This is a genomic window from Mucilaginibacter sediminis (assembly GCF_051903035.1).
Lineage (GTDB): Bacteria > Bacteroidota > Bacteroidia > Sphingobacteriales > Sphingobacteriaceae > Mucilaginibacter.
Genome location: NZ_CP170602.1, coordinates 2,090,470 through 2,110,474 on the forward strand (window position 1 = coordinate 2,090,470; position 20,005 = coordinate 2,110,474).

The following is a 20,005-nucleotide window of genomic DNA, read 5'->3' on the forward strand; positions in this document are numbered from 1 at the left end:
GATACAACGGTTTGATAGCAGCCGCTGGCGTTTAAGAGATGATGATTATCGTCTTTTCTTCCCAAAGGGGTTGAACGAAAGACCAACGTTGAAATACAGTGAAGGGTCGGCTTTTGCCTGAAAAATCGGATCATTATAAGATTGGTTACGATCGAATATCCTGGGCGACAGACTGGTCTTCAATCCGCCTTTCATGGTCAGGATAAAATAATCCCAAAGCCGGTATTCATAAATCAGCCCATTGTTCAGATCCACCTGATTAAATTCAAAGGTTCTTCCCGAATTGTCTCGGTTATACAAGTAGAAACTTGTACGATCCAGTTCGGTTCCCAGGGTGATCCTGCCATTTTGGAATACCCGTTTCCGGATAAATATATTCCTGGGCAGGGTAATATCCGCGACAAGTCCATTATCGAAGCGATGTTCGTAAGTGAATACAGGAAGTACTGGTAGTTGAGCGCTTGGGTCAATATTGACAACAAAACCGATACCCATTTTTGTCCGCGCATCGGCCTTTAACAGCATTGTTGCTGCAAACTGGCCCCTAACCCGCTCGAATTGTTTTTCACTTCCGTCTATACTTACACTGCTGGAGTATATCGTTGTTTTATCAAACAGTTTTGATACATAAGCCAGGTTTAAGGCCGAATTATGGTATTGAAAATTCTCGTTCACTGAACTGGTAAGTCCTGAAACGGGTTCATTCAATGCAGCTGTAAGCGAAGTTAAACGATAGGTAAATGTAGTTCCCAGTATCCAGTGTTTCGATTTGATAAAATTGATGTTCGCACTTGCCCTGGCCTGTGTCCAGTTTGTTACCCTGCCTGCGGGCAATGCTTCGCCTCGTAGGGTTGATGTGAAATTATAGGGTCCGGAGCCTGAAAATTCAAAATTAAAGGTTCTGGTTTCAGGAAATTTATTGGCGGCATAGGCCACCACTTTTCGGGTTACACTGTCCTGGTTTTGCGCCAACCCTGCTTTTGACAGAATCATGGCACCCAGTATAAGCAGGAGCTTGTTCATGGTTTTCATAATTACTTAATAACTTGGATTATTGATTGAAAAAAATCGAAAAGGAAAATCTTATCGAAAGTTGTGGATAGCTGATGTACTTTTATCAGGTCAAGAAAAAAGGATTTGCGCTTCATTATATCCCCGGTTACCAAAACCAGCCATAACTCAGCAATATCTTGTATATCAGAATTGATAGAATCACCGGAAATAGGAGCTTCATAATCCGTTGTCAGATTTAGCGGCAATTGGAGATCACAAAAAGCGATACCCGTTTTTGTTCCCGCGTCTTCCATAATATATACCGGATGACGCTGCCAGCCTGCAATATGCATCGAAGGTCGGTAACATTGAACGAAGTGACATAAATAGGCCAGTTCTGTAAATTTTCTGTATTGGCTGCCCACTGACATACCAGCACCAGATGCAATATTTACGGCTAACTTTTTAAGTGTTTTCAGATCCTTCGTATTCATGATTTAGCACAAAGAAAGGCGCTGAAACAATGCTGAATTTTGTTTATATACCAAACCCGCTGCTTTTTATACCAAACCCCGATTTGTCCGGTCTTTAGCTTGTAAGAAATCATGCGTATGAATAAATAAGAAGGCTATCGAAGCAGGTGTCCTATGCCTATTAATGGCAGAAGAGGTCGGATAGGTGGTCTGATATTCCGCTAAACAGGAAAAGGAATGAACGAAATAATTGAACAATTAATAAAACAAGGGGTTTCAAAAAAAATGGGAAAGGACTCAAAAGATTTTGGTGAAGTCTGACTGTTTGATGGACCGGGCGTTTTATTGAAAAGAGCCACTATATTTATCAACTATGCTAAATAAATTTCAAATTCAATCGAAAGGAACCACATAAAATCTACTTAAAAGCATAATATTCAACCATTTTATCCCACGCGCATTTTCCAGCGATTGACATATTTTTGCCCAATTAATAATTAAGTTCAGGTTAAACGATATAGTTTCATTGCCAGTTCAACTAATATGGATATGCAAATAGAGTTTTAAATTAAGAAAATGCGGTTAAACTGTTTACTCAAAACAATAGGCGGTGTCGCTTATATGTTTTTGGTATCATATTGCGTATTTATTAATGGTTATACAGCGTTTCGTAGTATTCTTTCGCAAGCCGGCCGGCTTCAAATCCGGGAACGACATCGGTAGCAGCTTGTTTTAGGACTGCTAACCATAGTGCTGGTTTCTGATAGTACATCGGTAATACTGCATCCTCCAGGACTTCCATCAGGTTTTTGTTTTCCAGGCTGTCCTTTTCTACTACCGATAAACTATCCTGTGCCTTAGCGATAAGGAAACAATTCTCTTTATCCCGGGCAAACTCGGGTACCCAACCATCAGGCAGGGACAAGTTGATACTGCCGTTCATCGCGGCGGTCATTCCGCTGGTTCCTGAGGCCTCATGGTACATCCGTGGGTTATTCAGCCAAACGTCAGATCCTTTTTTTAACAAGGCCGACAAAGCCAGCTCATAGCCGGTTAGCACAGCACAATTTTTAAAAGGCTTCGCCCGGCTCATAATCTGGTTAAACAGGCCGATACCTTCGCTGTCTTCAGGGTAAGGTTTCCCGGCCCAGATCATCTGTACCGGAAAGTTCTTGTTGTTGAGCAGATTGATAAACCTGTCCCAGTCCTGCATGATCAGATCGGCACGTTTATAACCGGCAAAGCGCCGGGCCCATACAATGGTCAGCACGTTTACATCAAACAACTTCCCGCACTGATCTGCCACTACCCTAAACAGTTCATGCTTCATCTTTTTTTTCCGGCTGACAATTCCTTGGTCGTCATTTGCAAGAATTGCCTTATCAATGATCGGATCAGCCCAATAAGCCTTGTTCTGCGCATTGGTGACCGATGTAATCTCACACCCCCCCGGATTACTTTCCCACATTTGCCTGGCTACCTCACCGTGCAGTTTGGATACCCCATTGGCTTTCCGGGAAAATTTGAGTGCCGCAAGGGTATAATTAAAATAATCGCCGTCGAGGCCCAGCAAATATTTGACCTCATGTTCCTGGAGATGGTAAAAGAATGACATCTCTTTGAGTAAACCGTAGCTGTGCGCTTCATTGCCGGCCATCTCTGGCGTATGGGTTGTAAAGACCACTCTTTTTCTTACCTCGTTCAGGCTTTTGTACTTGGCATGCAGGAAAAAGTTAAGGGAGACCGAATGCCCCTCATTCATATGGTAAACATCCGGCTCGATGCCTAAAATATCCAGCAGCATAGCGCCGCCGATACCCAAAATGATCGTCTGCGCGATCCGGGTCGTTTCATTTGGATCGTACAGGCTACGGGTGATGGATTTGGAGAGTTCATCGTTTTCCGGAATATCAGTACTGAGCAAAAAAAGCGGCGCAGTACCAAACGTCTCCGGCCTGAGCAACCATGCTTTAACATGCACCGGGGCATCATGAACAGGTACCGTAAAAACGATCCCTATATCCTCCAAAAAAGCATAGTCCTTTTCTACAAAATCGGGCTTCATCAATGTACTCCCGCCACGAACCTGATCATAATAGCCGTATTTCCAGAGCATGCCAATCCCCATCAGATTTTGCTTCAATTCATAAGCGCTGCGTAAATGTGAACCCGACAGGAAGCCCAAGCCGCCGCTGTAGGTTTTCAATGCCTGGTCGACCGCATATTCCATTGAGAAATAGGCCACCGTAGTTTTATATTGGCGATCCGGCGTATAGCCGAATATATCATCTTTTGTAATCATCGTTTAAATGTGTATGCGGTAAGGTGTCCATTTGAAATTTTTATTGAGTTTTAGTTCAGCCTCAAGCCATCGAATGTTGTGGTCTACCAGGTTAAACCACAGATCTTCGTAATGATCGATGCGATATTGCAATAATCGGGGCAGAGCGGGCTCTCCTTCTTTGATTAGTTGGCTGATATATTCTTGCGCACCTTTTTTAGCTTTTTCCAGCGCCTGAACCAAACTGGTATAACCATAGCATGTTTCGCAGTCCTGAACTAAGCTTAACATGGCGTTGGGCACGAACCGCTGAAGAACCTGTTTAAAGTCATTCGTTGAAATTTCTGTTACCGAAGTATCATGCTTCATGACCTGATAATATTTAAAATAAGGTTTTCTTTTCATCCTATTGACCGTTAGGCTGTTTATTCCATTTCCAGTTAAGTATCTCCGGGATATCCTTGCCGTTGGCATTAATATAATGTTTGCGTTGGATCAGCTTATTCTGTAGTATTTGTTTGAGATAAGCCCCTTCGGGTTAATATGGTCAATGCCCATAAACGCCACTCTATTACAAATGCACTCCCCGATAACGGCTAAGTTTTCGTCCATTCGTTATATCCCGGGCTACTAAAAACAGTCATAACGCTGAAGCATCCAGCGTATCAGGTTTAGCCGATCACCGGCAACAGGGTTTTCCTGATGCATTGTCAGGTTGAATGACAACAGAAGATCACAAAAAGCGATACCTGTTTTGGTTTCCGCGTCTTCTATAATATACACCGGATGACGCTGCAAACCGGCAATATGCATAGACGGCCTATAACATCCAACGAAATGACATCAATAGGCCAGTTTTGTAAAATTCCGAATTGGCTATCCACGGACAAAACCGGATTCGGCGTCTACATTTACAGCTAACTTTCTCTTTATTTTCAGATCGTCCGTATTCATGATTTAGCGCAAAGAAAGGCACTGAAACAATGCTGAATTTTGTTTTTATACTAAAGCCCCGGTATTTTCTACCAAACCCTAATTTTTCTGTTTTCATTTGCATAAGAAATCACGGACATGTTATTAATTTCGCCATCCGTTGTAAAAACAGGGAGTTGTTGACCATTGAACTTCGGGTTCACAACTAAATTATTGGCTATTTTTAGAACGGCAATCCTACCTGTTTGCCTTACTACAGGAATGTTAAATTTTGATCGGTATTTTAATAACGGGGAACAACAGCGGTATGCAGATGAACATCAACGGGAAAGATCTTTATGTGGCATTTGAAAATACTTATAAAAATGCCCCGACAATTGTATTTCTTCACGACTCTTTGGGTTGTGCAGCACTCTGGAGGGATCTGCCTCAAAAGCTTGCAGAGGCTACACACTGCAATCTAATGGTGTATGACCGATTCGGCTATGGTTTGTCTGAACCAATGAGTTCTTACCAAAGGCCTGTTAACTACTTGGAATTAGAGGCAGATGTATTGAATGAACTGCTGAATACTTTGGACATCGACCATGCAATTCTGTTTGGCCATAGTGACGGAGGTTCTATTGCCCTGATTGCAGCCAGTAAATACGCAGAAAGGATTGAGGCGGTAATATGTGAAGCTGCCCACATTTTTGTGGAAGAGGTGACGTTAAAAGGGATTTATAAAGCGATAGAAGCATATAAGAATTCAGATCTGGCTGATCGCCTTCGGAAATATCACGGTAATAAGACGGATACTATTTTTAAAGCATGGACAGAAATCTGGACGGAAAGCGACTACAGAGATTGGAATATTGAGCATTTTTTACCGGGTATTTATTGCCCGCTTTTGTTTATTCAGGGGGAAGCCGACGAATATGGCACATTGAAACAGGTGGAAAAAACAATAAGCGGGGTAAGCGGTAAGGCAGAAAAGTATATTATTCCGAATGTTGGCCATACGCCTCACAAAGAGGCAGCCAGGTTGACCTTCAACGCAGTAAAACAGTTCATGAAATATATATATGTAACCGGAAATTTATTAGCTGAATAGCCAAACTTGTAGCATTTTCTGTTAATCACTGTTTTGTACGGTTTTTTGTAGAAGAAATCATGGGCTTGGTATAAATCCCAACTTCTGCCGGGTGGAATATCCTATTTTTGTTTTACTTAATTCTCCGAATAAATGGAACAATATACCGATGCACAGAAGAATGAACAGGCAATAAACGTATTGATTCATAAACGTTACCGGCTTCTGCGTCATATCATATTCTTACTCGGGCTTTTTTTCTTTATATATAGCTCCGACTGGTCTCAACACTACGACGAGTCGTACTTATATTTCCGGTTGTTCGCCGTCTATTTTGGGTTTGTAATGATGACTTACCTGAATATATATGTGTTGGTGCCGACATTTTTTTTTAAGGCCAGGTATCTTATTTATATGGTTCTGCTGATACTAATGGTCTTCAGTACATTGGTCTTAGTATCGTTCCTGTTAGATACATATTTTCACGCAAACCGAAGTGCAAGATCTCTATCGGATTCTGATAATTTAGGATTGTATGCGGGCACCGGTGTATCCATTGCCATTATTTTGGTAACCACCATGATGAAACTTTTCGGACAATGGATCAAAGACAAGGAGCGGATTACCGAATTGAATAACTTAACGCTTAGGATGGAGCTGAACGAGCTGCGGAACCAGATCAATCCACACTTCTTGTTTAATATGCTGAACAATGTAAAAGCGCTGATTCGCATTGATCCGGAAAAAGCGACTATCGTCATCATGAAACTTTCAGACATTTTAAGGTACCAGCTATATGAGAATGGCGAGGCGAAAACCTCCTTACAATCAGAACTGGATTTTCTTTCTAACCTGGCGGAATTAGAAAAGATCCGCCGTGATAAGCTTTCGATTACCCTGGACGCAGCAATACCCCCGGGGCGCCTGAAAAATATTTTTTTGCCGCCAAACCTATTTACCACGTTCCTGGAAAACGCCATTAAATACAGTGTGGACATGACGGAAGAGCAGGAATATATCCGCATTAATATCTCGGTTAACGACGGGAATCTTTATTTCACGTGTCTCAATTCCAAAGGACCGGATATCTGGCCTGCTGACCGTAAAAACAGCGGCCTGGGGCTGGCCAACATCAAACGGCGGCTTGAACTGTTGTATAAGGATGATTTTATGCTGAAGATATCTTCAACTAATGAAACGTATTTTGTAGATTTAATGATACCATTATGAATTGTATCATCATAGACGACGAGCCACTGGCCAGGGATGAAATGGAATCGCTGATCAGGGAAGTATCATCCCTTGAAGTGCTGAAGAAATTTTCCAATGCATTTGCAGCTATGGAATACCTGGCTAAAAACGAAGTCGATTTGCTGTTCCTCGATATCGAAATGCCCGGTTTGAACGGCGTTGATTTCGCAGCCAGTATCCCGGGAAAAAGTCTTACCATCTTTACCACAGCCTATCCCCAGTATGCGCTCCGGAGCTATGAGCTAGACGCTATTGATTATTTGCTGAAGCCCATTGACAAAGTTCGACTGGGGAAAGCGATCCGTAAAGCGGATATGTATAACAAGCTATTGTCTGACGATACTGCAAAGAACACCGTAGAGTCTAATACTAATGACTTTTTTTTTATCAGATCAGAACGAAGGACTTATAAGCTTAACTTCACTGATATTCTTTACATAGAAGGGTTAAAAGACTATGTGGTCATCTATACGCAAAATCAAAAATTGATTACTGCTATGAATATCAAAACCATCCATCAAAAAATACCGCAGCGTTTATTTTTCAGAGTAAGCAAATCTTTTGTTGTAAATATGGAACAGGTTACTTCATATGATAATCATGCTGTATATATGGGGGAAACGGAAATTCCGCTTGGAGAAATCTACCGGACTGATTTCGTCAAAAAATATATTGAGGGACATCTTGATTCAGAGCTCTAAAATTGCCGTTTGTTAACCAAACATGAACGGGGACTTTTAGTCATGAAAAAGAGGCTGTACACAAGCCATTTTAGCGTTTAAGTCATCCTATTAAATTCTTTAAGAAAGCCATCTCTAAATAAAAACGGCAATTTCCAAATCTGGAATTGCCGTTTTTGTATTAATCTTTATATTATTTTCAGGCTATCAACATTCAATTTTGTTCTATAATTATAATTTTTGACTTACAAAACAGACTCTTAGATAGCCCATTCAGACAAAAATATGAATCACATCCAAATTGTTTTGAACCATCTTTTGACCGGGTCCCTTTTTTGTAAAATTGATCAGTTAAACAACTCCTCAAGCTTTTTCTGCAGTTCGGGACCTTGAAGGTTCTTTGCAATGATAATTCCGTTTGGATCAACAAGGAAATTCGACGGGATGGCATGGATTCCATATGCTTTCATTGCGCCCCCGTCAATATTGGCCGGGGAAAGCAATTGAGTCCAGGGCATGCCGTCATCTTTTATGGCTTTTATCCATTTACCTTTATCTTTTTCAAAATCTATCGATATGCCTACAACAGTAAAATTCTTTGTTTTATAAGCATTGTAAGCTTTTAAAACATTGGGGTTTTCTGCACGGCACGGATGGCACCATGATGCCCAAAAATCGACCAGTACATATTTACCTTTAATGTCTTTGAGCTTAACGATCTTGCCTGATGTGTCAGGCTGGGCAAATACCGGCGCCCTGGAACCCACATCTGTAGCTTTTGATCCCAAAATAACCGCATTGATAATCTTGCCATTATAACTTTCCTTCAATTCAGGATCAAGTGTACCCCAAAGCTCATCCACTTTTTCAACTACAACATAAGGTCCCATCAATTCGGTTATGGCCTCGATGCTGAAATAGGACTTAGGATGAGATCGCACATAAGCCTTAAGCAGTTCTTCCCGTTTTATGGTTGTTTCGTCAATCTTTGCCTTGAGCTCAGCAGCTCTTGGCAGCACCTTTCTATCAGCGGCTTTAATTTTAACGTATTCGTCCCAAAGTGGTTTCCGCTCCTTCGCAATCACCTCCAAAGGAGCCATAAAACTTTCATATGCTGAATTTATTGCAGAACCTACCACCCTTGCTGTTGAAATGGAATCCTTTGCAACAATTTTAAAACTGCCGGGTTCAATGTATATACTCTTAGAATCGCGCCAGGCCTGTTTGATATCTGTTGCCCGCGTAGGCTTAAAAGTAAAGTAGGCTCGTTGAATACCCGAAACTTTCCCTTTAAACTCAAATCTGCCATTGATTACAGGGGTGCTGTCTGCAACATTAATCCCGCGTTCATTATAATTGTAATGAACCTTACCGTCCATATCTTTTTTGACAAATGATCCCTCAATCACAAACTCTTGCCTCTGTGCATAGAGCGACATCGGAAACAGGGTAATCAGCAGTATAATAATCTTTTTCATGTGGTATTTTTTAATCTATAGACTTTTTTTTAATAACTAATAATTTGTGGTAGATCGGCATCGCTGCAGCCGAGTGATCAAATGTCCTCTGAAATGCCGGGACGTTATACCTGGTCGCCCGCCCATTATTCCAGGACCTGCTTTAACTTAACCGTTAGCGCATCTCCCCTAAGGTCTTTCGCGAGAATCTTTCCTGAAGGGTCGATTAGGAAACTGGAAGGGATATTTTTTATACCGAAATAGGTCATCAGCTCGAAACTCTTGCTGCCTGATCCCCGAACCTGCACCCAGGGTAACTGATCTTCTTTTAAGGCCTTCACCCATTTGTCTTCCTTTTCATCGCAGGAGACTGATAATATCGTAAAGTTTTTATCCTTAAACGTTTGATACGCTGTTAGTAAATTGGGGGTTTCTGCCCTGCATGGCGCACACCAGCTTGCCCAAAAGTCGATCAGGACGAACTTTCCCCTGTAATCTGCGAGACGAATCGTTTTTCCAGCCGGGTCATTGAATGCAAAATCCTGCATTTCTCTTCCAATGGAACCATTTTGGATGGCTGATAACTGCGCCTGGATCATTCGACCTTTAACAGTGGTTCTCATAGCCGGTTGTAAGCTTTCAAACAGGCGTTTAGCCTTATCATATGCTCCTGTATTGGCAATTTTAAGCAGGAGTTCCAGACTCAAATAGCTTCCCGGATGCTGTTCTACATAATTCTCGTTCTCAGTAACAAAGTATTGGCGGTAATAGGATTCCGCCTGATTTTTCAATTCCGGTACTTCCGAAGCGGGTGCCGATTTTAACAGTTCTTTTGCATGGCTATACTTTGCGTAAATACTTGCCATTTGAGTGCAATACTGTACATACTCGTTTTGTGTATTTGACCCTGTTACCGACATTTCCTTAAAAGTGGCTGGCGTGGCCGCGTCTCCGCTCAACTTTTGTTCTCCGGGTTCTGCGAATAGCATGAATGACATTTTTGATTTGCCTACCGGCATGATCACGTTTACAGCTGTTGTTTCTGTCCATGAGGATAGCCATTCGAATTGACCGTTATGAACGGGTATTTTAACCTTTTCCTGCTTCGATTTCACAGAAGCATAAATCAGCAGGATCGAATCAGCATTGAGATTTTTGACATCCCCTGTTATCTTTAACTGGCCGAAGGCAAATGCCGGCAGCACAAGCAGCATAACGCATAATATCGTGTATGAATTTTTGTAGCTCATTACTTGAATTTTATTTGGGCCCGCTTGTCTCAAAATGAATGCTGACCATTGGCTGGTCAGCATTCAAGATCGACATCGGTGATGTTCGCGGATAACATCGACCTTGTCCAATATTTATGTCAATAGCCCGGATTTTGAACCAGGGCCGGATTATTCGTCACCTGTAGTGCTGGGATCGGGTATAGAGCGTCTGTTGACTGCCATGCCGATCCTTTAACCGGGGCGAGCACAGCATCTGCGCGGCCTGTGCGTTTCAGGTCAAACCAGCGATGGCCGAATTCGCCAAAGAGCTCGACCTGTCTTTCGTGTTCGACGGCCAGCAACAACTCTGCCTGGGTTTGAGCGGTTGCCGGATGGAGACCCGCCCTCGAACGGATGACATTGATGTCAGCCAGGCTTCCGGTAAGGTTGTTCTGCTGCGCCATCGCTTCGGCTCGGATCAGGTATTGTTCAGCCAGGCGCAGTACGACAAAAAATTCCGTATTCGCGGCGGTGATCGTTCCGTATTTGGCGATGTAGTATTTACCGCTGGCTGATGTTTTTACCCAGCTGTCAAAACGATCATCCTGGTAGTCCGGCCTCAGGGCATTCCGCTCAAAAGCAGCCACCAATGAAGCGGTAATCGCATGGTTCGGATCAGCGCTCGCCGTGAGCGGGATAAACACCCTGGCTATGGAAGCATAGCCATACTGATTCGTATTAAAAGCCCAGATAGTTTCAGTGCTGGCCTTCAAAAACACGTTGCTTAATTTGGCAGGAAGGCTGTATATGCTGGATTGAGCGATCACCCTGGAGGCTTCTGCTTCAGCGTTGACATAATCTTTATTATACAGGTAAACACGGGCCAGCAAAGCAGTGGCAGCCCAGCTGTTTACCCTGGTCCGTAAGCCGGCCGACCAGGAATAATCCTGGGCCAGCGATCCCTGCGCATCTTTCAGATCGCTGATGATCTGGCTATAGATCTGTGAAACTGTACTTTGTGGCTGGGTCCTGGTCACTGCAATGTCCGTAGTGGTGATCAGCGGCACCGCGCCATACAAGTTGACCAGGTAGAAATGGCAAAACGCCCGCATAAATTTAGCCTCGCCAATCAGCTGTTTTTTGAGGGTCGGAGACAAGGATGACGCGCCCATTCCCGCAATGATTTCGTTTGCCTGGTAAATAATCTGGTAGTTTTGCAGCCATACCGTATTCACCGTACCCGTCCCGGGTATCAGGCTGTTGTTAGCGAATTCATCAGTTGGGGTAGCAGGCAGATAAAGTTCGTCTGCTGAGCGTGCCGGTAGTGTACTGGCGAAAACACTGTAATTGGTCGTCAGATTCGCAGAGGCGCCTGTGTACATAAATGCATACATGCCGTTTACGGTGGCCTGCGCGGTGAGGGAATCCTGGAAGGCAGCAGTGGACGGGATCTGATTTACCGGAACGGCTACTTCTATCGCTTTTTCGCAGCCGGTGATGGCAACTACAAAAGGCAGCAGTATATATATAAAACCTTTGATAAGGTTAATTTTAAAAATCTCTTTCATGGTCATTTATTTTAGAATGAAAATTGCAATCCGGCGGTGAACATTTTTAAAGGGGGCAAAACTGAGCCCTGCGTTTCAGGATCCAGCCCTTTATAATTGGTTACGGTTACCAGGTTTTCTCCACGCAGGAAGATCTGACCGTTTTTAACCTTTACCGCATCGAGCCATTGCCGGGGGAATGAATAACTCAGCGACAGGTTCCGCAATCGCATAAAAGAAGCATCAACAATCACGGCATCTGAAGAAATATACCTGGTGTAGGAGTTATAAGCCGCGGAGGAAGTTGATGCGCTGGGCTTAAAGGGCGACTGCAGCAGATCATCAAGCTGCGAGCCGAGCAAGCCTGGAAATGCGGTTTGCGCAATGCCTTTCTGCTTAACAAAGTTGATTAAAAAATCCAGTCTGAAACGCTTGTAACTCAGGCCTGATGTGATACCTCCGTAAAACTTCGGATCACGGCTGGCAATAATATAAGTATCATTGGCCAGTCCGCTGGTGACAGCACCATCGCCGTTCCGGTCCGCAAACTGGGCAACGCCGTCAACAAAGCCCGTGTTTTGATAGCCGATAAACGAACTGACCGACTGGCCCACCTGATAAGTGTTGGCATAGAGCGTCGCTACCTGCGCGGGGATGGAAAGAATCTTGTTTCTGGCTCTTGTAAAATTGGCCGAGAGGTCCCATCGGAACACTTTGCTTTTGACCGGAACGGTATGAAGGTTAAATTCCCAACCCTTGTTTTGTACCTTCATATCAAGATTTTCAGTAAAACTTGGAAAGCCGCTTTGGGCCGGCAGCGGAGAAGAATTCACCACCATATTGCCGGAGCGGTTCAGGTAAAATGCCGAAGTTAACCGGATACGATCATCCAGGAATCCCAAATCCAAAGCCACTTCAAACTTGCGGTTCGTTTCCCACCGGTAATTCGGATTGGCTATTCTCGTCGGGTAAAACCCGGGATTTCCGCCGTAACTTGTACTGGTACTGGTGTAGGTGTCCAGGTAGCCGTAATTGCCCACCTGATCATTACCGGTTATGCCGTAACTGCTTCGCAGCTTACCAAAGCTAAATAGATTAATATCCTTTATAAACTGTTCTTCGGAGAACAGCCAGGCGGCCGCAACCGAACCGAAATTTCCGAATTTTTTATCAGGCCCGAAACGTGATGAGCCATCTCTGCGGAAAGTGCCGTTGAACAGGTACTTGTCGGCAATATTATAATTGACCAAACCGTAAGTTGAGATATATTTATATTCCTGCGATAAACTGGAAACAGTCGGAAAACTTGCCGCATTTCCCAGGTTGTCAAGCAAGCTTTCTGACGCGAAAGTAGATGCCTGGATGTAATAGGGCATGGCAAACATATTATGCTGATACGAACCGCCAATAGTTGTGCTCAGTTTACCCTTCCATATCGGGGTTTCATAATTTAACTGAGGTTCAGCTATTAATGTCTTACCGTTACTGCTCGTATATATCCCCTGCGAGGGGAGTGAATATATCGGATTAAATGTACTGGCAGGAACGGTATTGCGGTAAGTTTGACTAACGATATCATAACCGGCATTTGTTCTGAATGTCAACCCTTTAACAATCAAATAGGAAAGATTAGCACTGAAAACCATATTGCTCGTTCCCATATCAAAGGTTTGCCTTGAGGTGGCTATCGGGTTATTGAAATCGGTGACCCAGTATAATTTGCCGGCGGCATCATATAAAGGATAATTGGCCGGCATGCTGATAGCCGCGGAAGTATAATCAGCGCCGGGCATATTGTTAGAGCCAAATGTTAAATTAGCCCCCAAGCTCAGTTTCAGGCGATTATCACCGGAAGTATGCTGGGCCCCCATATTGAAACCACCTCGTATGTAACCGTATCCGCCGTAAAGCACTGATTGCTCATTATGGTAATTGCCGCTTAACAGGATGGATGATTTATCGGTTCCCATGGACAGCGACGTCGACGCGTCGGTAATTTTGGCCGTATTACCGATCAGCATATTCTGGTAATTGGTGTTGGCATTCTGATCCCAGACCATCAGGTCAGGAGCAAGGGCAGCAGTCGGCGTTACATTATCATTGGCGAATCCCTGGCGACGTAAGGCCAGATAATCCGATGAGGATAGCAAGGCTCGCTGTTTAACAACCTCCCCTATTCCGCTCGATACATTGAAATTCAGTGCCGGTTTGCCTTTCACCGCCCTTTTGGTCGTAATCAGGATAACGCCGTTAGAGCCCCGTGAACCGTATATCGCGGTTGCGTCGGCATCTTTGAGGACAGTGATACTTTCGATATCAGTCGGATTGATGTTGTTTAAAGGATCTGTCGTCCCGTTAGGCTGTCCGGAAGTGATAAAACCGCCGATCTGCTGATCTGTAGCTGTGCCGTTATAGGGTACGCCATCCACTATATATAGAGGCTGATTACCGGAATTGATTGAATTTCGGCCACGGATCAGCACGCTCGAGGTGGAAGCCGCAACTCCGGAGCTTTGTTTCACATATAAGCCAGGAACGAGGCCCTGTAGCGCTTGTATCGGATTAGTTAGCGGCTGCCGTTCAAGGTCGGCAGCGTTGATCTGAACAGCGGAGCCTGTGTTCAGGCGCTCAGTTGTGGTATAGTACCCTTTATTGATCACCACCTCGCTCAAGCTGGCCATGGATGGCTTCATTTCAACTATTTTAAGGTCGGCGGTTACTTTTAACCGCACGGTTTCGTAGCCGATGAACGAAATTTCGATCAGCGCGTTTTCCGAAACATCTTTCAACTGCACAAAGCCGTTGACATTAGTAATTAAAATGGGGCCGTTTTGCAGTATTTTTACCGTCGCGCCCTGAAGCGGATTACCTTTTTCGTCGGTGACAGTAACAATAAGACTCAATTTGGTTTCAAAGACCTTCCTGATCCGATCCAGTAAGGACTGTTCCTTCGCTTTCAGCAAGATGTTTTTATCTACGATTTTATAAGTCAGCGGCAAATTCGTCAGACAGGCCGAAAGGGCCTCCTCTATCGATACATTTTTGAGGTCAACAGTGATGGGTAGTACCGGCAGTTCATTTTCATCAAAAAGAAATACGTATTTAGATTGTGTTTCTATCTCATGCAAAACCTGCTGCAACGGTACGCTCTTTCGATGAATCGTAATCTGCGTATAACCCTTCGCGCTGATTTGCGTAAGTAGTATAAAAAACAGAAAAGCGGTCAAATTTATTCTCATGATGATCTTCCTCCTTTTTTGAGGACTTACTGAAAGCCATAGCCTGGGTATGGCCATAGAAATGGCATTAAAATTCATTACATTTGTTACTGTAAGGTTAACATTAGACTCAACTCAGAAATTGTTTGTCTGTCCCGGACCCCGGTCGGGGACAAAAGGGTTAACCTGACATTCTCCGCGGAAGTGCTTCGACTCACTTTCGCGGTTTTTAAGGCCCCTTATCCGGTGGGTTATCGTAAATATCTTATCATATGGTGTGCTTTTTAATGGTTAATTGATAATGGTTATTTTATGGCCTTCAACAATAAATTTGACATTGAAATAGGTCAATATTTCTAATGCTTCCGATAATTTTAAGGTGCGGTATACTTTACCTGTAAATCTCTTTTCAGATATATCACCAACATAATCCACCTCAATATCATACCAACGTGCAAGCTGCCGCATAACATCTTGGATATTTGCTCTTCTGAATTGAAAAAAACCGTTCGCCCAGGCCGTTGCTGCTATGGTATCTGCTGGCGCTATGGTGAATATCGAGCTGGCAGAAGTTAATCTCGCCTGATCTCCCGGTTTCATGATTTGCACTCCGGCCCGGCCGGATATCTTTATCGAACCACTCATTAAAGTTGTCGCCACATAGGGTTCATCGTGATAAGCATTGATATTAAAATGCGTCCCCAAAACCTGTACGATCTGTTCATCTGTCTTTACCTTGAATGGCAGGGATTTGTTATGAGCCACCTGGAAATACCCCTCCCCTGTCAACTCAACCACACGTTCTTTTTGATGCGTGAACGAAACCGGATATTTTAGAGAAGAGGCCGCATTCAACCACACCTGGGTACCATCCCCTAGTATGATATGGTAATCCCCTCCCCGGGGGGTTATAATTGTATTAAATTTCGCGGTTTGTTGCCCGGTTGCTAGGCTATCATTCTGTTTATCGCTGCCCGCGAAGTACACCTTGCCATTAAGTGTCCGCTGCAGCCCGTTATTATAGATGATAACAGCGCGGCGTGATCCGGGCATCAGGTCATGCGATTTAAAGGACACCAGTTCTGAGGTGCTGTTTTGGGTAAGATATTTTATCGTGATAAGGCCGGCGATACTGATGAAGATGAGAACGGCTGCCGCTGATACAAATTTCTTCCAGTTGATATGGTAAATCCTGGCTTCCTGCCGGAGCGAAAGTCTGTCCTGTATGCTGGCCCACATGGCGTTTTCGGCATCTTCCAGCTCTGATTCTGAGAGCGAGGCATTTTGATCTCTTTTAAATGTTAAAAACCACTTTTTTATTAAGAGTTTCTCTTCCTCTGTACAAGTACCATCTTTATATTTTTGAAGAATATCAGCTGCTTTTGATTCGCGCATATTGAAATAATATTAACTCAATATTACCATGACGGGTCAAAAGCACCAAGGGGGTACATCTTTTAAAAAAAATGCAAAAAAAAATCACTCCGACAGCAAGAATGCGATAATTAAGATCAGTTTCAGTCTAAGGCGAAGGATTTTTAGCGCCCTTTTGATTTGCTTGGTTACCGTTTCTTCGGAAATACCTATTTTTTTTGCTATTTCCTTGTGAGAATAATTTTCTTTACGGCTCAGGATAAAAATTTCGCGCATTTTGGGTGGCAACGACTGAATTTCGCGGTCTATTAACGCGGAAATATCCTTTTCCCGAACCAGATAGTCTGTTGTAGACTGAGGAAGATCAATAAATTCCTGAAAAGAGGCAACATAGTCACTTTTGATTTTTTTATGCGCGAAGATATCCAGCGCCCGGTTTCTTACTGCACGGAAAAGATAAGAAGGCAGAGATGTTTTTAGAAGAAAAGATTCCCGGTTACTCCATAGCCTGATAAATAAATCCTGCACAATGTCCTTCGCTTCTTCCTGATCTTCCAGTTTTTTATACGCATAACTGTAAAGCAATTTGTTATAACGCGTAAAGATCTCCTTTAGAGCTTGTTCGTTCCCCTGTTGTAACAGGGCGACCAGCTTATCATCAGGAAGATCAGTATATGTGCCCATGTTTAATCAGATCTCTAAATTACAACATTTATGGGTTCCAACAAGTATATTGGATATTCCGTGAGGCCTGACCATGAAATTCCGCACCCTAAGTTCATTTAACTGTCTAAGGGCATAATTAAATATTTATATATAAGAGATTAGTCATAATCAAAAATTATCGGAACGATTCCGCTTGTTTTGTCATTATTTTCTAAACATTGAAACCGGGGTCAACATTCGCCGTTTTTCTTGCGGACAGCTAACTGACAAGCAGCGTTATCACAAAACCCAAAATACCGTCGTCATTTACATGCCCTTATAAAGCCGCTTCATGCCGGATGGTATGAGTACACGTGCCCGGGTTAATCGCGCCAGGTTACATTTTTTGCCTATAATAAGAACATACCCGTGATGAAGCGTCATCTTAAATGTCTCTGTTAAGAAGCCCCGGATTACCGGGGGCTTCTTATTTCTGAACTTATCAGAACTTTCGTATTCGGTTACTGTTCCTTAAACGGCATCAATTGCTTCGCGGAGTGCTTTGGCGGCGGCCGCAGGATCTTCGGCACCATAAATGGCGGCGCCGGCTACGGCTACCTGGGCACCGGCTTTGATAACTGCAGAGACGTTGGCCAGGTTTACTCCACCTGCTATAGAAACAGGCACACCTGCCCTTGCTGCTTCATCGATCAGTACCTGGATAGAATATCCTGCTGTCCATTGTTCGTCCAGACCGGCGTGCAGTTCAACAAATTCAACACCTAATTTAATCACTTCCTGAGCTCGTTTTACGCGGTCGGGATAACCAATAGTATCCACAACAACCCCTTTATTGTGCGCTTTGGCTGCTTTAACAGCTCCAATGATAGTTGCATTTCCTGCTGCCCCCATGACCGTAACTAAATCAGCCCCTGCTTTAAATGCAATATCAGCCTCCAGTTCTCCGGCATCGGCGGTTTTAAGGTCAGCAAACACAAGTTTATCAGGATGCGCGTTTTTCATCGCTGTGATTACGGCGGAACCCATATTCTTGATAAGCGGAGTACCTAATTCAATGATGTCCACATAAGGAGCCACTTTAGCGGCAAGCGCTAATGCGTCCTCTGTTGTCAATAAGTCTATTGCTACTTGTAATTTTGCCATTTATATATATATTAAATTTTAATGATATGATTGATTATTATTTATTCCATGTTAGCATGACGTTTCCAAAGTTCTTCGGCAGGTGTACCATCAATTTTCCATAATTCTATAAAAACCGCGTCCCCCAATAAGAGCAACGCTTGTTCAAATAAGCTTCCTGCATACTGTTTTGATCGTGCGCTATCATGATCCTGTTTTTCGGCGGCAGGTATCAGTATATGAATGTCCGCAATTTTGGCAAGAGCCGATGATGCATTAGTGCTGACCGCAATTACGCTAGCCCCCACCTGTTTTGCTTTTTCCGCTGCTTTTACAATTGTTCCTGTAGTACCGGATCCCGATGCTGCCCATAACAGATCTCCGGCTTTAATCGCGGGCGTAGTCGTATCGCCAACGAAAAAAACTTTTAATCCCAGGTGCATCAGGCGCATTGCGACCGAGCGCATAGAAAAGCCCGAACGCCCCGACGCGATGAGAAAGATGGCATTCGCTTGTTGGATACTGTCTACCAGCTCCGAAAAACTGGAGTAATTGATATTTTCGGTCAGCGCTATGTTTTCCTGTAATATCAGTTTAAGGTTGTTATGAATGGCTATTGCCGTCTTTTCACTTTTTTCATATATCGAATCCATTGGATGACGTTTTTAATTCGGTGGCAAAAGTATTCCGCGCCCGGACAGAAACGATTACACAAAAAGCCCGATCAGGTGGACTATCAGGAAATTCCATCAAGTCAAAGTCATAAATAATTTAGTATTTACCTATTATTTCCGAATAGTCCACTATAATTAGTCAATTATCCACTACATCAAAATTGAAGTACTTACCTTTATAAAATGATGAATCAGTCAGAAGAAAGTCGCCTTGAAAGCGCCATGATCTACATCAGAAACTTACATAACTGCCCGCCCAGTTATTTAAACGATCCGGGGAGGAAGGACTTTTTTGAAATTGTATGGTTAAAAAATGAAGATCCGTTACACGCTCTAAAAACAAATGATTTTGAAGTAAAAGGCGATTGGATTTACCTGATCCCTCCTTACCGGGTACACCAGCTGAATAAAGCGGGAAAGAATGGTGAGTTAATCTCCTTTAAAAGGGAGATCCTGGAGGAGGAAGACAAAGAGTTTTTGCTGGATATTTTTAAAATATTTAACGTGCAGGGGGAATTCTCCTGTTTAAGGTTAGACAAAGCTGCCGCGGAAGACTTAAGCGGTATTTACCAATTATTGATTACGGAATATCAGAAGTCGCCCGATGAACTAATTATTCTGAAGGCATTACTTAAAGTCTTCCTGTTGAAACTGATCAAAGTTAAAGAGCAGGAATTTACCGGACATGACATTCACCAGAAAAGGATCTATGAATTTTTAATGCTGCTGGAAGGTAACTATCTACAGGTTCGCAATATCGATTTTTATGCAGGCAAACTGGATATCAGCTCCAAAAGGCTTAATCAGATTTTAAAGAAAAAACTGGGTAAGACAGGTACGCAAATCATCCATGACCGGATCATATTAGAGGCTAAGCGGCTCATTATTCACAGTGAACATACAATCAAAGAAATCGCTTATGAGCTAGGTTTTTCTGACCGTCCGTACTTCAGCCGATTTTTCAAAAAGCAGACCGGGCAAACAGCGGAAGAGTTTCAAAAACAGGCGCAAAATCATTTAAAATTAAAAGCTAATACCTTATTTTGATACAAA

At 43.2% G+C, this 20,005-nt stretch carries 16 protein-coding genes; 4 read left to right on the forward strand and 12 right to left on the reverse strand.

Going from position 1 to position 20,005, the window contains the following annotated elements; genetic code table 11:
• Positions 1-45 precede the first annotated feature (45 nt).
• The 4 genes from ACFGVS_RS08235 to ACFGVS_RS08250 all read right to left on the reverse strand — a co-directional run bounded on the left by ACFGVS_RS08235 (position 46) and on the right by ACFGVS_RS08250 (position 4,152).
• Positions 46-1,023 carry a hypothetical protein gene (locus ACFGVS_RS08235; RefSeq protein ID WP_439698230.1) on the reverse strand — a complete coding sequence of 326 codons (978 nt, stop codon included), beginning with the start codon at positions 1,021-1,023 and terminating at the stop codon, positions 46-48.
• Between the two features lie 11 nt (positions 1,024-1,034).
• Entirely contained in the window at positions 1,035-1,487 is a 453-nt protein-coding gene (locus tag ACFGVS_RS08240; protein WP_439698231.1) for a hypothetical protein, read from the reverse strand.
• A 628-nt stretch (positions 1,488-2,115) separates the two neighbouring features.
• Positions 2,116-3,768, reverse strand: a complete 1,653-nt coding sequence (glgP, locus tag ACFGVS_RS08245) for an alpha-glucan family phosphorylase (protein WP_439698232.1) — start codon at positions 3,766-3,768, stop codon at positions 2,116-2,118.
• Positions 3,769-3,771: 3 nt separating this feature from the next.
• Positions 3,772-4,152: a hypothetical protein gene (locus tag ACFGVS_RS08250; RefSeq protein WP_439698233.1), complete on the reverse strand. Its 381-nt coding sequence runs from the start codon at positions 4,150-4,152 to the stop codon at positions 3,772-3,774.
• 835 nt (positions 4,153-4,987) lie between these two features.
• On the opposite strand from ACFGVS_RS08250, the gene ACFGVS_RS08255 reads away from it, so the two are divergent.
• The 3 genes from ACFGVS_RS08255 (at position 4,988) to ACFGVS_RS08265 (ending at position 7,704) form a co-directional block, all read left to right on the forward strand.
• Positions 4,988-5,773 carry an alpha/beta fold hydrolase gene (locus tag ACFGVS_RS08255; RefSeq protein WP_439698234.1) on the forward strand — a complete coding sequence of 262 codons (786 nt, stop codon included), beginning with the start codon at positions 4,988-4,990 and terminating at the stop codon, positions 5,771-5,773.
• Positions 5,774-5,905: 132 nt separating this feature from the next.
• On the forward strand, positions 5,906-6,982 hold the full coding sequence (locus tag ACFGVS_RS08260; RefSeq protein ID WP_439698235.1) for a sensor histidine kinase: 1,077 nt from the start codon (positions 5,906-5,908) through the stop codon (positions 6,980-6,982).
• On the forward strand, positions 6,979-7,704 hold the full coding sequence (locus tag ACFGVS_RS08265; protein WP_439698236.1) for a LytR/AlgR family response regulator transcription factor: 726 nt from the start codon (positions 6,979-6,981) through the stop codon (positions 7,702-7,704). The genes ACFGVS_RS08260 and ACFGVS_RS08265 overlap by 4 nt, the downstream gene beginning before the upstream one ends.
• Positions 7,705-8,030: 326 nt before the next feature.
• Here the strand turns inward: ACFGVS_RS08265 and ACFGVS_RS08270 are convergent, their stop codons facing one another.
• The 8 genes from ACFGVS_RS08270 to hxlB all read right to left on the reverse strand — a co-directional run bounded on the left by ACFGVS_RS08270 (position 8,031) and on the right by hxlB (position 18,931).
• Positions 8,031-9,161 (reverse strand): redoxin domain-containing protein, encoded by a 1,131-nt coding sequence (locus ACFGVS_RS08270; protein ID WP_439698237.1) that lies wholly within the window; start codon positions 9,159-9,161, stop codon positions 8,031-8,033.
• Positions 9,162-9,286: 125 nt separating this feature from the next.
• On the reverse strand, positions 9,287-10,390 hold the full coding sequence (locus ACFGVS_RS08275) for a TlpA family protein disulfide reductase (protein WP_439698238.1): 1,104 nt from the start codon (positions 10,388-10,390) through the stop codon (positions 9,287-9,289).
• Between the two features lie 119 nt (positions 10,391-10,509).
• A complete protein-coding gene (locus tag ACFGVS_RS08280; RefSeq protein ID WP_439698239.1) occupies positions 10,510-11,919 on the reverse strand; it encodes a RagB/SusD family nutrient uptake outer membrane protein in 1,410 nt (469 codons plus the stop codon).
• Positions 11,920-11,930: 11 nt separating this feature from the next.
• Positions 11,931-15,137, reverse strand: a complete 3,207-nt coding sequence (locus ACFGVS_RS08285) for a SusC/RagA family TonB-linked outer membrane protein (protein ID WP_439698240.1) — start codon at positions 15,135-15,137, stop codon at positions 11,931-11,933.
• 270 nt (positions 15,138-15,407) lie between these two features.
• Positions 15,408-16,511 carry a FecR family protein gene (locus tag ACFGVS_RS08290; protein WP_439698241.1) on the reverse strand — a complete coding sequence of 368 codons (1,104 nt, stop codon included), beginning with the start codon at positions 16,509-16,511 and terminating at the stop codon, positions 15,408-15,410.
• A gap of 84 nt (positions 16,512-16,595) precedes the next feature.
• Positions 16,596-17,174 (reverse strand): RNA polymerase sigma factor, encoded by a 579-nt coding sequence (locus ACFGVS_RS08295; protein ID WP_439698242.1) that lies wholly within the window; start codon positions 17,172-17,174, stop codon positions 16,596-16,598.
• A gap of 492 nt (positions 17,175-17,666) precedes the next feature.
• Positions 17,667-18,299: a 3-hexulose-6-phosphate synthase gene (gene hxlA, locus ACFGVS_RS08300; protein ID WP_439698243.1), complete on the reverse strand. Its 633-nt coding sequence runs from the start codon at positions 18,297-18,299 to the stop codon at positions 17,667-17,669.
• A gap of 41 nt (positions 18,300-18,340) precedes the next feature.
• Complete coding sequence (gene hxlB / locus ACFGVS_RS08305; protein ID WP_439698244.1) at positions 18,341-18,931, reverse strand: 6-phospho-3-hexuloisomerase; 591 nt, start codon at positions 18,929-18,931, stop codon at positions 18,341-18,343.
• Positions 18,932-19,135: 204 nt separating this feature from the next.
• On the opposite strand from hxlB, the gene ACFGVS_RS08310 reads away from it, so the two are divergent.
• On the forward strand, positions 19,136-19,999 hold the full coding sequence (locus ACFGVS_RS08310) for a helix-turn-helix domain-containing protein (protein ID WP_439698245.1): 864 nt from the start codon (positions 19,136-19,138) through the stop codon (positions 19,997-19,999).
• Positions 20,000-20,005: the final 6 nt, after the last annotated feature.